The sequence below is a fragment of the Cupriavidus sp. 22TCCZM01-5 genome (assembly GCF_057798915.1).
Genome location: NZ_JBYOJR010000010.1, coordinates 26100 through 39771, shown reverse-complemented (window position 1 = coordinate 39771; position 13672 = coordinate 26100). Strand labels below are relative to the sequence as shown.

Sequence of the window (13672 nt, the reverse complement as noted above, 5' to 3'; positions counted from 1 at the left end):
CGCTTTCACTGGCGCCGGCCGCGCCTTACATGCCCCACAGTTTCCACCTCGGCCGGGTGGCCCGGAGCGCAGCCTCGACCTTCATATTCAGGCCACGCGTGCGCCCTTCGGCGGCGCCTGCGGCATGCGCCTTGTCGTAGTAGCCAAGCGCCGTCTCGCGCTGACCGAGGCCAACCGCCGACTCCACCGCGCGCAACCAGGTTTCGGCATCCCAGTCGTCACGTACCGCGAACGCCGCGACAAAATCCGCGAGCGCGGCATCGTGCCGTGCGGCGGCGTTATGGATGAGCGCGCGCTGCACGCGCGGCGCGGCCTGGTCCCAGGCATCGCCCTCTGTCAATTCGATCGCCTGCTCGAACAGCGGCAGCGCGCGTTCATGGTCGCCGAGATCGCGCCAGACCTGGCCAAAGCGGTTGAAGAGCCACGCGTCTTCCACCAGCAGTGCGCGGCGTTGCTGGGCGTCGATCTCGGCGAGTGCGTCGGTGCGGTCGTGCTGGTCCATGCCGTCCATGCGGGCCTGCACGAGCGCGGCGTAATGGGCGCGCGCGTGCGCCATCGGGTGCGCGGCCTCGCTGCGTGCTTCCACCGGCAAAGCGTCGAGCCGGGCATCCATATGCGTCATCGCCGCGCCGGCCGCCTCGCCGGCCTCGGCGCCGCCGATGGCCTTCCAGGCGGCGATGAGGCGGCTGAATGCCCAGGTCACGTCGGCTGGGTTGCGCTCCAGCGGATAGCGGTTCAGCACCTCGCCCGCCAGTTCCACCACCTTCTGGTGCTGGCCCGCGCCGGCGTGGCAGTCGAGCAGGTCGATCCAGTGGTCGATGAACTCGCTCGCGGCCATGCCCTTGCGGTGCAGGGCGATGCGCGTGTCGAGGCTGGCGGCGTCGGCCGGCAGGCTGCGTGCGAGCAAGCGGCACAGCAGCGAATAGACGTGCGGGTCGGCATTGCCGCCATGGCCGTCCGCGTCACCTTCGCCGGTGGCGAAATACGCTTCGAAGCGCGCTACGCCGAGCTGGCAGGCTTCCACCAGCCGCGGCCGCAACGCGGCTTCGGCCTGCGGCACCTGGTCGATGAACTCGCCCAGCGCCGTGGCGGCACGGTAGAAGCCGGCGCCGTCGTCGGATTGCGTGGTCAGGCTGAATTTCAGCCAGGGCTGTGCGTCGGCTCCCTGCGCACCGGACTGGGCGGCCTGGTGGCGCCACGCCATGGCGCGTACCTGGGTCTGCGGGTCCGGGCACTGGCGCAGGTACACGGCCAGGTCATCCTGGGCGCCGTCCATGTCGCCCGTGCCAAAGCGCAGCGGCGCGCGCAGGCGGCGGGCCTGCGGATGATCGGGAGACTCGGCCAGCACCAGGTCGGCCTGCTCGCCGGCGAGCGCGTCGGCCGCCTCCGGTTCGAGATCCAGCAGGTCGGGGTTATCCAGCGCAATGCGGCCCAGGCAAACGCGCATCATGGGCTCGGCCGGCTGGCCGGCGGCCTCGGCGCGCGCGATCGCGTCGTGCACGAGCGGCAGGATGTCTTCTGCGCCAAGGTCCGGCGCCCGGTACAGCAGGTCGTGCCAGTAACGGCCGGCCCGCGCGAGGTCACCGAGCCGGTAGCACGCCAGGCCCGCATGGAAATGGGCAGCCCATTCGCCGGACAGCAGGCCGTTGCGCCGCGCAGCCTCATGCAGCCACGGCAGCGCGTCGCCATCACGGCCAAGGCCCATCAGCATGGCGCCGTAGCGATGCGCGATCACCCCGCGCGAAGCCCACCGGTGCGGCGCCGCCAGCCCCAGCGATTCCAGCCGCGCCAGCGCCTCGTCGAGCACGGCGAAGGCCGCCTGCGCATCACCCTTGTCGAAGTGCAGCCTTGCCCGCAGCGTAATGAAATCGACCACTTCGGGCCGGGCCTCCGACAACTGGCCGGCGATTTCGAGCGCTTCATCGAACCGGCCGATGCTGGCCAGGTCGATTGCGCGGTCGTAGCTGACTTCCTGCACGGACACGTACTGCTCCTTCTGGATTGGATAGGCGAATGCGGGATTATGCGCCAATGACACGATCCCCCATCGGGGACAACAAACGGCAGGGGTCAGTTCGATCTTTAGAATTGCACGAAAAAAAAACGCCACCCCGTTCGGGCGGCGTTTTTCGGGCTGTGCGCTGGGCGGCTTACTTGCCGCCAACCGTCTCCAGCACCGTCCACTTGCCGCCCACCACCTTGTAGACGGTAATGCCGCCGTCCTTCAGGTCGCCGCGAGCGTCGTACGCCAGCGTCTTGGTGGTGACGCCCTGCATATTGGTGGCAGCCAGCACCGGCAGGTAGCGCGCCGGATCGGCCGATCCGGCCTTGATCATGGCGGTCATCATCGCGGTCGCGCCGTCATAGGCGTACGGCGAGTAGGTCTGCACCTTGGAGCCGAAGCGCTTCTCGTACTTCTTCTCGTATGCGGCGCCGCCCGGCATCTGGTCCAGCGGCAAGCCAGCCAGCGACACCACAGTGCCTTCGGCAGCCGGGCCGGCCAGCTTCAGGAAGTTGTCGGTCTTGGACATTTCGCCCGACACCAGCGGGGCCTTCATGCCCAGTTCCTTGACCTGCTTGGCCATCGGGGCCGACTGGGTCTCGGCGCCGCCGTAGAAGATGATGTCCGGGTTGCTGCGCTTGATGTTGGTCAGCACGGCCTTGAAGTCCACCGCCTTGTCGTTGGTGAACTCGCGGCGCACGATCTTGCCGCCGGCGGCCTTGGCGGCCTTCTCGAACTCGTCGGCCAGGCCCTGGCCGTAGGCGGTGCGATCGTCGACGATCGCGATGTTCTTCGCGCCCAGCTTCTTCACCACGAAGGCGCCGATCACCGAGCCCTGCTGGGTGTCGGACGTCATCATGCGGAAGGTCGTCTTGAACCCCTGCTTCGTGTATTCCGGCGCGGTCGCCATGGCGATCTGCGGAATGCCGGCGCGGTTGTAGACCATCGACGCCGGAATCGTGGTGCCCGAGTTGAAGTGGCCGAGCATGCCCTGGATGCCATTGTCGACGAGCTTCTGCGCCACCACCGAGCCGGTCTTGGGATCGGCCTGGTCGTCTTCGGAGACCAGCACGAACTTGACTTCCTTGCCGCCGATCTTCGGCTTGGTGGCGTTCATGTCATCAATCGCGAGGACGATGCCGTTCTGCATGTCCTTGCCGTACTGGGCCTGGCCGCCGGTCATCGGGCCGGCAAAACCCAGCTTGATTTCCTGCGCCTGGGCGAAGGCTGCCGTGGCACCGGTCAGGCCGGCGAAAGTCAGGGCAACGGTCAGGGCCGTCTTGTGGAATGTCGAGGTCATCAGTTCTCCTTGGTGGCTGGTTCAGCCTTCTTTGCTGCGCTTTTTCTACGCTTCGGGAACGCCGGCTGGGCGCCCCTCCCCTATTGCTGCGTATGGCGGCAGGATCGCCGCCGCGCATACGCACGTCAAACTCAGTCCGCGCCGGCTCAGCCGATCGTCATCAGGCTGGCATTGCCGCCGGCGGCTGCCGTGTTGACCGACAGCGAGCGCTCGATCAGCAAACGCTCCAGCGCGATATTCGTTTCACCCTGCGCCAGTCCCTGCACGCTGACGATCGGGCCCGGGCGCGCCGCGACCTGTTCGCACACTGTGCGCAACTGGTCTGAGTCGCCGTGGTGGATCACCGCGTCGAACGCAACCTCGGGCGACATCCAGTCGGCGACCAGGCGGACGCGCGATTGTACGCCCTTAGGCAGCCGCGAAAACAGCCCGCGCGCGACAGGGTTTTCCGCCATCACGGCCTGGCTGCCGACGGCCAGGACGGCCGCCAGCTGGGTAGCCAGATCCGTTTCCTGCGCCGCCAGGCACAGCACCTGGTGACGCGGCAGCAGCGAGTAGGTGTTGCGCTCTCCTGTCGGCCCCGGCAGCGTCACCGAAATGCCGGCGGCCGACGCTTCGGCAAAGCGGTCGCATGCCGCGGCCAGCGCGGGCATCTCCGCCTTGGCCCAGTCCTTCAGCGCCTGCGCCGCGACCGGGCGCTCCGGCGTGGCCAGCGTGGCGCCCGAAGCTTCAGCATGACGCACGCTGCGTACCACCGCGTCCTGCGGGCACACCGACAGCAGGCGATGCAGGTACAGCGGGCCGCCGGCCTTCGGGCCGGTGCCGGACAGGGCTTCGCCGCCGAACGGCTGCACGCCGACCACGGCGCCGACGATATTGCGGTTCACGTACAGGTTGCCCACCTCGGCGTGCTGCACGATCTGCGCGATGGTTTCATCGATGCGGGTGTGGATACCCATCGTCAGGCCATAGCCGGTGCCGTTGATCTGGCCGATCATGGTGTCGAGGGCCGCGCGCGGGTAGCGCACCACATGCAGCACGGGGCCGAACACTTCGCGCTTGAGCTCGTCGATGCTGTCGAGTTCGATCAGCGTCGGCGGCACGAAGGTGCCGTGGCGGCAGCTCGCGCCCTGCGCGGCGTTCGGGTCGGCCTGGTACACGCGGCGGCCCTTGGCGCGCATAGCGTCGATATGGCGCACGATATTGCCGCGCGCCTCATCGTCGATGACCGGGCCCACGTCGGTGGACAGCCGGTCCGGGTTGGCCATGGTCAGCTCGTTCATGGCGCCCTTGAGCATCTCGAGCACGCGGTCGGCCACGTCTTCCTGCAGGCACAGCACGCGCAGCGCCGAGCAGCGCTGGCCGGCCGAGTCGAACGCGGAGTTAACCACGTCGCCCACCACCTGTTCGGCGAGCGCCGAGGAATCGACGATCATCGCGTTCTGGCCGCCGGTTTCTGCAATCAGCGGGATCGGGCGGCCAGCGGCATCGAGGCGGCCGGCGATATTGCGCTGGAGGATGCGCGCGACTTCGGTCGAGCCCGTGAACATCACGCCCTTGACGCGGGCATCGCCCACCAGCGCCGCGCCTACGGTCTCGCCACGGCCCGGCAGCAGTTGCACCGCGCCGGCCGGCACGCCGGCCTCGCGCAGCAGGCGCACGGCGGCGGCGGCGATCAGCGGGGTCTGCTCGGCAGGCTTGGCCAGCACGGTGTTGCCGGCGGCCAGCGCCGCGGCCACCTGGCCGGTGAAGATCGCCAGCGGGAAGTTCCACGGGCTGATGCAGACCACCGGGCCCAGCGGGCGGTGGGTTTCGTTGTCGAAGCTGCGGCGAACTTCGGCGGCGTAGTAGCGCAGGAAGTCCACCGCCTCGCGCACTTCGGCGATGGCGTTGGAGAAGGTCTTGCCGGCCTCGCGCATGATGATGCCCATCAGCGACTGCATCTGCGCTTCCATCAGGTCGGCGGCGCGCTCCAGCGCGGCGGCGCGTACGTCGGGCGGCGTGGCCTGCCAGATCGGCGCGGCATTGGCGGCGGCCTGCAGCGCAGCGTCGACCTCGGCCTGGCTGGCCTCGGCGACATGGCCCACCACGTCGCGGTGGTCAGCCGGGTTCAGCACGGGCGCCGCAACCGCATCGGCCGCGCGCGGAACCTCGGTGCCCAGCATCGGCTCGGCCACCACGCGCTCGCTGGTGCCGGCCAGCAGCGCCGACGACAGCGACGCCAGGCGATGTTCGTTTGCCAGGTCGATGCCGGCCGAATTGGCGCGCGACTTGCCATAGAGGCCGCGCGGCGACGGGATCTTAGGATGCGGCAGGCCGAGGGTGCCCTCTTCGCGATGAATGGTCTCGACCACGGCCACCGGGTCGGCCACCAGTTCATCGAGCGAAATGGTGTCGTCGGCAATGCGGTTCACGAATGAGGTGTTGGCGCCGTTTTCGAGCAGGCGCCGCACCAGGTAGGCCAGCAGCGTCTCGTGCGTGCCGACCGGCGCGTAGATGCGGCACGGGCGGTTGAACTTGCCATCTGCGACCGGGCCCACGACCTGGTCGTACAGCGGCTCGCCCATGCCGTGCAGGCACTGGAATTCGTACTGGCCGGGGTAGTAGCTGTGGCCGGCGATCTGGTAGATGGCCGACAGCGTGTGCGCGTTGTGCGTGGCGAACTGTGGATAAATCGCGTCCGGCACCGACAGCAGCTTGCGCGCGCAGGCCACGTAGGACACGTCGGTGTAGACCTTGCGCGTGTAGACCGGATAGCCCTCCAGGCCTTCGACCTGGGCGCGCTTGATCTCGCTGTCCCAGTAGGCGCCCTTGACCAGGCGGATCATCAGGCGGTGGCGGCTGCGGCGGGCCAGGTCGATCAGGAAGTCGATCACGAACGGGCAGCGCTTCTGGTAGCCCTGCACCACGAAGCCAATGCCGTTCCAGCCGGCCAGCTCGGGCTCGAAGCACAGGCGCTCGAGCAGGTCCAGCGAGATTTCGAGGCGGTCTGCCTCCTCGGCGTCGATATTGATGCCGATGTCGTACTGGCGTGCCAGCAGCGTCAGGCTCTTCAGGCGCTCGTACAGCTCGGTGACCACGCGCTCGTGCTGGGCGCGGCTGTAGCGCGAATGCAGCGCCGACAGCTTGATCGAGATGCCAGGGCCCTCGTAGATGCCGCGCCCGCGCGAGGCCTGGCCGATCGCGTGGATGGCCTGCTCATAGGACGCCAGGTAGCGCTGGGCGTCTTCTTCCGTCATCGCGGCTTCGCCGAGCATGTCGTAGGAGTAGCGGAAGCCCTGTGCCTCGTACTTGCGCGCGTTGGCGAGCGCCTCGGAAATGGTCTCGCCGGTGACGAACTGCTCGCCCATCAGGCGCATGGCCATGTCCACGCCCTTGCGGATCAGCGGCTCGCCGCCCTTGCCGATGATGCGCGTGAGCGCCTTGCTCAGGCCCGACTCGGTATGCGTGGCCACCAGCTTGCCGGTCAGCAGCAGGCCCCAGGTCGCGGCATTGACGAACAGCGACGGGCTCTGGCCCAGGTGCGACTGCCAGTTGGCGCCGCTGATCTTGTCGCGGATCAGCGCGTCGCGCGTGGGCTTGTCGGGAATGCGCAGCAGCGCCTCGGCCAGGCACATCAGCGCGACGCCTTCCTGCGAAGACAGCGAGAACTCCTGGATCAGGCCCTGCACCAGGCCTTCCCGGCCGGTGCCGACCTTCTGCTCGCGCAGGGTCATGGCCAGCTTCTTGGCCATCTTGATGGCGGACTCGGCCTGCTGGTGCGGCAGGCGCGCCTGTTCCAGCAGCACTGGCACGCAATCCGTCTCGGGGCGGCGATAGGCAGAGGTAATGGCCGCGCGCAACACGGACTGTGGCTGGATGCTCTGCGCGAATTCCAGGAACGGCTGGGGCGCGCCATCGGCATGGCCCAGGTCACGCGGATCGGCGCTCTCGGCATCCGCCGCACCACCGGCCGCCGCCTCGTGCGGCAGGTGGCCGCGCTCGATCTGCTCCAGGTACGTGAAGATCGCCTGCTTGATCAGCCAGTGCGGCGTGCGGTCGATGGATTGGGCGACGCGCTTGAGGCGATCGCGCGAGGCGTCGTCGAGCTTGACGCCGAGGGTGGTGGTGGCCATGCGAGCTGTTCTCCGTAAGACACAAGGCTGCGGGTCGATGCCGTCTCGGGGTCAAGCCCGGACGGCATAGGGGCCCGACCTGCGCAACCTTTGGGCTGGCGCGATCTTACTCCCGAAAAACGCGAGGGTGCAACCTAGTGCAACCACTAGATAGAAAACGGTTGTAGAGGTTGCGCCACGGTCATGGTGCAACCCGGCCTTCAGATCCTCAGCGGATCGATCTCCAACTGCCACCGGACGCCCCGGGCATCCGCTCCAGGTTCGGAGAAAGTCTGTACCCACTCGCTCACAAACCGTTGCAGCACTGGCCTGGCGCTGGCTTCCACCAGCATCTGCGCGCGCTCCCGGCCGGCAATACGGACCATCGACATCGGTACCGGGTCATGCAGTTGCACCTCAGGTGCCAGCACGTTGCCATCTGCCAGGCGGCGGACTGCCCGCAGGAACTGCAGGGCCCGCTCCAGCTGGCCATGTTCGGCGGTCAGCAGCACCTGGTAGCAGAACGGGGGCAACCCTGCCTGGCGCCGCTCGCGCAACTGACCGGCGGCGAATCCATCATAGTCATGGCGTTGCAGGGCCTGCAATGCCGCAGCATCGGGGTAGCGGGTCTGGATCATGACTTCGCCCGGCAATCCGGCCCGCCCCGCCCTGCCTGCCACCTGCATCAGCGATGCAAAGAGGTGCTCGGCGGCGCGGAAGTCGTGGCTGAACATGGCGGCGTCCGGGTGGACCACGCCCACTAGCGTGACGCGCTGGAAGTCGTGCCCCTTCGCGACCATCTGGGTGCCGACCAGGATGTCGACCTCGCCGGCATGGACGTCGTCGAACATGGCTTGCGCGCTGCCTTTGCGACGTGTGGAGTCGGCGTCGATGCGGGCGATGCGCGCCTGTGGGAAACGCGCCGCCAGGGCTTCTTCGATGCGCTGCGTGCCGCGGCCCAGCGGCGCGATATCCACATTGCCGCAATCGGGGCAATGGTGCGGCACCGGGGCTTCCAGGCCGCAGTGGTGGCAGCGCAGCCGCCGCTCGGGACGGTGCAATACCAGGTACGCCGAACAGCGCGGGCAGCCGGAGAGCCAGCCGCAGCTGTCGCAGGCCAGGACCGGTGCGTAGCCGCGGCGGTTAAGGAACAGCAGGCTCTGCTCGCCGCGCGCCAGGCGTGCTTCGATGGCTTCCAGCAGCGGGACCGACAGGCCCTCGAACAGCGCGCGCTGGCGCTGGCGTTCGTGGTTGAGGTCGACCAGCCGCACCACCGGCAGCGCGGCTTCCGCCTGCGCACGCTCTCGCAGCACCAGCTTGCGGTAGGCGCCCTGCTCGGCGCGCCACCAGGTCTCCATCGACGGCGTGGCCGAACCCAGCACCACGGGGACCCCGAGCCGCTTGGCGCGCCACACGGCCAGGTCGCGCGCGGAGTAGCGCAGGCCCTCCTGCTGCTTGTAGGACGTGTCGTGCTCTTCATCGACAACGATCAGCGCGAGCTGCGGCATGGACGCCATCACCGCCATGCGCGTGCCCAGCACGATGCGTGCTTCGCCACGATGGGCGGCCAGCCACTGCAGGCTGCGCTCCTGGTCGGCCAGTCCGCTGTGCAGCACGGCCAGCGGCAAGTGCGGAAACCGGGCGGCGATACGCGACTGGAGCTGGGGCGTCAGGTTGATCTCGGGTACGAGCATCAGCACCTGCGCGTGCGGATCGCGTGCCAGCACCTGCGCCATGGCGTGCAGGTAGACCTCGGTCTTGCCGCTGCCGGTGACGCCGTGAAGAAGGAACGGCGCGAATGACGTGGCCGCGGCAATGGCATCGACCGCCATACGCTGCTCCTCGTGCAGCGGGGGCGCCACCGACGGGGCCTGGGCGGGTGCCGTGGCCAGCAAAGTGCGTTCGGCGACCAGAGCCTCGACCCAGCCCGCGGCGACCCATTCCGCCAGCCTGGCCGGCGCGGCCGCGCACAGCTCGCGTGCCTCGGACTGGCTCATTGGCAACGGCACCGCATCGCCTGCGGCACGGTCGGCGAGCGCTTGGGCAAGCGCTCGCACTGACCGGGCGCGGGCGGGTATGGCATCCAGCAGCGTGGGAATATGCTCGGGCAGCACCCGGTACGCCTCGGTACGCGCACGCTGTGCGAGACGCGGCCAACCCTCCGGTTCGCGTAGCGACGGCGGCAGCGCCGGCAGCATCACCTCCCCGAGACAGCGCTGGTAATAGCGCGCGGCGAATGCCGCCAGCTCCCGCCACTCTTGCGCCAGCGGCGCCAGCCAGTCCAGCCGCGCGGACACCGGTTTGAGACGTTCCGCGGGCACGGCGGATTCAACGGCGCGGGCGACGGCAACCCCGACCACGCTGCGACGCCCGAATGGCACCACCACCAGGTCACCAGGCGACACGTCGGGGCCGGCAAGATAGTCGAAACAGTCGTCCGCGGGGGTATCGAGCGCGACGCGGATAATGCCCCCGCTGCGCGGCTCGGTGTCGTCTGACAGCATCATTGCGGGCGGTTGTGGTGCACAACGCGTGCGCGAAAATTGTGCGGAATGCGGCGCGAAAGGAATCGCTCGAGGCTTTGTGTGCGGCGCAACATCAACTTAAAGTAAAACTTCAAATGTGGCCCTAAGTCGATGATAGATGACTGCTTTTCCACTAATTCCAACGCCCCTGTGGATAACTTTGTTGAAAAGTCGCTCCAAGATGCCGCCAAAGCCCGAAAAACAAGGGACTCACTGGCCGGCACGCCCGCATTGAAAAACTTCCAATTCCTTAAAAATCAAGGCCTTGCAAACATCCCCCAGATGAGTTAAGGGGTAACCCGTTCTTGCACCGCCGCAAACCTATCGGTGTGCATAAGTCAAGCCTCATCGGTCAAGCGGAAGTACCTTTTTGGTGAATCCGGAAGAAATTGTTTACTTGACAGCAGTTTCGGCGCGCCTCTGGCGGCACTGAGGGCAAACCGCGCAAGATCGCTGCACCGCGGGGAAACAGCGGCCGGCGCTGCTGCTGCCAGCCGCCAGAACAAAGGTGGCTCAGCCGCGCTGCGCACGCAGCTGGCGGCTATAGCGATGCACTTCGTCAACCAGCACGGCCACGCTTTCCGGCGGCGTGAACTGCGAAATGCCGTGGCCCAGATTGAACACATGCCCGTCGCTGCCGCCCGCCGCGGCATAACTGTCCAGCACGCCACGCACCTGCTCGCGGATGGCAGCCTCGGGAGCGAACAGCACCGTGGGATCGATATTGCCTTGCAGCGCCACGCGCCCCGCGGTGCGGCGCCGGGCGTCGGCCAGGTTGACGGTCCAGTCCAGGCCAATTGCGTCGGCGCCGATGTCGGCGAGGCTTTCCAGCCACAGGCCACCGCCCTTGGTGAACACGATCGCCGGGATTTGCTGCCCGTGATGCTCGCGCTTCAGGCCAGCCAGCACTTTGCGCATGTAGGCCAGCGAGAATGCCTGGTACATGCCATCGGCCAACGCGCCGCCCCAGGTGTCGAAAATCATCACGGCCTGGGCACCGGCCTCGATCTGGGCGTTCAGGTACTGGCTGACCGCCTGAGCATTGATCTCCAGGATCCGGTGCATCAGGTCGGGGCGGCCGTACATCATTGCCTTGACCGTACGGAAGTCGTCCGAGCCGCCGCCTTCGACCATATAGCACGCGAGCGTCCAGGGGCTGCCCGAGAAACCGATCAGCGGAACGCGCTGGCGGCCGTCCTGGACCAGCGCGCGGCGGATCTCGGCCACGGCATCGAAGACGTACTGCAGCGACGCCATGTCCGGCACCGCCAGCTTCTGGACATCGGCTTCGGTTCGCAGCGGCCGGGCAAAGCGCGGGCCCTCGCCCTGGGCGAACGACAGGCCCAGGCCCATCGCGTCGGGTACGGTCAGGATGTCCGAGAAAAGGATGGCCGCGTCCAGAGGATAGCGATCCAGCGGCTGCAGCGTCACCTCGGTGGCGTAGGCCGGATTCTTGGCCAGCCCCAGGAAGCTGCCGGCCCGCGCGCGCGTGGCGTTGTACTCTGGCAGGTAGCGGCCCGCCTGGCGCATCAGCCACAGCGGCGTGTATTCAGTCGGCTGCCGGCGCAGTGCGCGCAGGAAAGTGTCGTTCTGCAGTGCGGTCATGGTCATCCTCGTAAGACCGCCATTCTAAGGGATGGCCACGGCGCACCGGCACTTGTTGCGACCGTGCCGGTGCTCGGGGGCTAGGCCTCGTCGAGCAGGCCCATGAACGCCTGGGCCGCGCGCTGCATCCATTCGCGCGCGCGCGGCGCATCCGACTGCAGGCGCGCGAAACCGTGCGTCATGCCGCTGGCCTCGATGGTGAGCACGGTGGCGTCATGGCGCACCAGGAAATCGGCATAGGCCAGGCCTCCATCGCGCAGCACGTCGTTGGCCGCCACGATGATGACGGTGGCGGGCGGCTGCACCTGTGGTGCCTGCGCCATCAGGTTGATGCGCGCATCGGGGTGCTGCGCACCCAATGCCAGCGCGTCGGCACCAATGAACTGAGTCCAGTACCAGGCCATTTCGTCACGCGTCAGGCCAGGGCCATTGGCAAAGGCGCGGTAGCTTTCGGTGCTGAGCACGGGCGCGGTGACGGGGTAGACCAGCAATTGCGCCGCCACGACCTGCCTGCCCGCACCGGCATTGACCTGCTGCGTGGCAAGCGCCCCCAGATGCCCGCCGGCGCTGTCGCCTGCCACGGCCAGGAAGTCTGTGTCGAAACCTAATGCCGCGCGCTGTCCGGCAAACCACTGCACGGCCTGCACGGCGTCATCGCATGGCGTCGGAAACGGATGCTCGGGCGCCAGCCTGTAGTCCACGCTGGCCACGGCACAACCCGTATCGGCGGCAAGCATCGCGGCAACCGTATGGTGAGTCTCGGGCGATCCGATCACCCACCCGCCGCCGTGGAAATAGACGATCAGCCGCTGCGGCCCGGTGCCGGCCGGCCGGAACAGGCGCGCCGTGAGTGTGCGGCCGTCGAGCTCCAGCGCGAGGTCAGTCCATGTGACGCCGTCGGGATCTGGCCCCACCGACGAGGCCGCCACTTCGGCAAAGCGCGCACGCCGCGCGAGCGCATCAACGGGTACGGGCAGGCCGGCATATTGCTCGGCCTGACGGCGGAAATAGGCAAGAAGTTGCGGATCGATGGCCATCGGTGGGGCAGGAAGGGTTCGGGCAATAGCGTGCGGTTCAGGACAGCGCGAGTTGCCGCGTCAGTTCGATCTTGCTGCAGCAGTCCTGCACGGCAAGCAGGCCCGCAGCAAGCGCGCGTGCCACCGCATCATCGTTCACGATGCCAAGCTGCAGCCAGACACCGCGCGCACCCATGGCGATGGCCTCGCCGACTACCGGCGGAGTATCCTCGGCACGGCGAAAGATGTCGACCCAGTCGATGCGGCCGCCTTGCGCCCGGATCGCCAAGGCAGCTTCGCCCAGCGTGGCATGACAGGGCTCGCCCAGAATCCGTTCGCCGGCATGACGCGGGTTCACTGGCACGATGCGGAAACCATGCTGCTGCAGGAATTCGGCAACTTCATGGCTCGGACGGTCAGCACGGTCGGACAAGCCGACAATGGCCACGGTCTTCATGCCAAGCATTTCCCGGATCGCGTCCTGCGTACCTGTCATCATCGGCTCCGTGGCATTGCCGCGGCAGTTGCCGGGCGTGGTGAGAACTGGAGTCATCGTAACCGCGAATGAAGTGCGACGCCGTAATCGTCGCTTGGTTCGCCGTCGCACAAGCAATCCGACGCAAGACGATGCGCATCAGGCACCTGCCTCGCCAAAAAGTGATGCTTGAGTTCGCAAATGTGCATATAACGAGCTATTTGCACCGACCTGGCTTTCAACTTCTTGCAAAAGGATACATTTTGTTACTGCCATTGCAGGGACTTTCCCCCACAATGCATTGACACACCGACGTTTGGTGAGGCGCGTCCCGCGAAGAAGCAAGAAGTCAGAAGATGGGGCGCTGAAGAAAGCCTTTGGCAGTGAATCCCGATTTTCCGAGCCAGCAGGCGATGCCTGCTGGCCGGATACCAGGAAGACCCGGTGGCGCCAGGCCTTGTTGGCCAATTATGCGAATGCGATTCGCTGCGCCTTAGTAGTCCTGGACCGAACCCGTTCCTTCGAATTGACCCCTCGAAGGGATTTTCCCGTCCGCGCGGAGCCTCCCCGGCCCGCGCGCTTTTTTTTGTCCAGAACAGCTGAAGAATATCCCCAGCCCCAAAAAAAAGGCAGCCGCATGGCTGCCTTTTTTTGA

7 protein-coding genes are annotated in these 13672 nt (G+C 67.2%); all 7 read right to left on the bottom strand.

Annotated elements, in window-relative coordinates:
* Nucleotides 1–25 precede the first annotated feature (25 nt).
* Nucleotides 26–1984, bottom strand: a complete 1959-nt coding sequence (locus tag AC3FNH_RS12085; RefSeq protein ID WP_488720293.1) for a tetratricopeptide repeat protein — start codon at nucleotides 1982–1984, stop codon at nucleotides 26–28.
* A gap of 166 nt (nucleotides 1985–2150) precedes the next feature.
* Nucleotides 2151–3302, bottom strand: coding sequence for a branched-chain amino acid ABC transporter substrate-binding protein (locus tag AC3FNH_RS12080; protein ID WP_276098916.1), 1152 nt, complete (start codon nucleotides 3300–3302; stop codon nucleotides 2151–2153).
* 146 nt (nucleotides 3303–3448) lie between these two features.
* The gene (gene putA, locus AC3FNH_RS12075; protein WP_488720208.1) at nucleotides 3449–7417 is read right to left on the bottom strand and encodes a trifunctional transcriptional regulator/proline dehydrogenase/L-glutamate gamma-semialdehyde dehydrogenase; all 3969 of its coding nucleotides are present in this window, start codon (nucleotides 7415–7417) and stop codon (nucleotides 3449–3451) included.
* A 200-nt stretch (nucleotides 7418–7617) separates the two neighbouring features.
* A complete protein-coding gene (locus tag AC3FNH_RS12070) occupies nucleotides 7618–9903 on the bottom strand; it encodes a primosomal protein N' (RefSeq protein WP_488720207.1) in 2286 nt (761 codons plus the stop codon).
* A 531-nt stretch (nucleotides 9904–10434) separates the two neighbouring features.
* Complete coding sequence (gene hemE / locus AC3FNH_RS12065; RefSeq protein WP_276098919.1) at nucleotides 10435–11526, bottom strand: uroporphyrinogen decarboxylase; 1092 nt, start codon at nucleotides 11524–11526, stop codon at nucleotides 10435–10437.
* Between the two features lie 80 nt (nucleotides 11527–11606).
* Nucleotides 11607–12563, bottom strand: coding sequence for an alpha/beta hydrolase (locus AC3FNH_RS12060; protein ID WP_276098920.1), 957 nt, complete (start codon nucleotides 12561–12563; stop codon nucleotides 11607–11609).
* A 37-nt stretch (nucleotides 12564–12600) separates the two neighbouring features.
* Complete coding sequence (locus tag AC3FNH_RS12055; RefSeq protein ID WP_488720292.1) at nucleotides 12601–13038, bottom strand: CoA-binding protein; 438 nt, start codon at nucleotides 13036–13038, stop codon at nucleotides 12601–12603.
* Nucleotides 13039–13672: the final 634 nt, after the last annotated feature.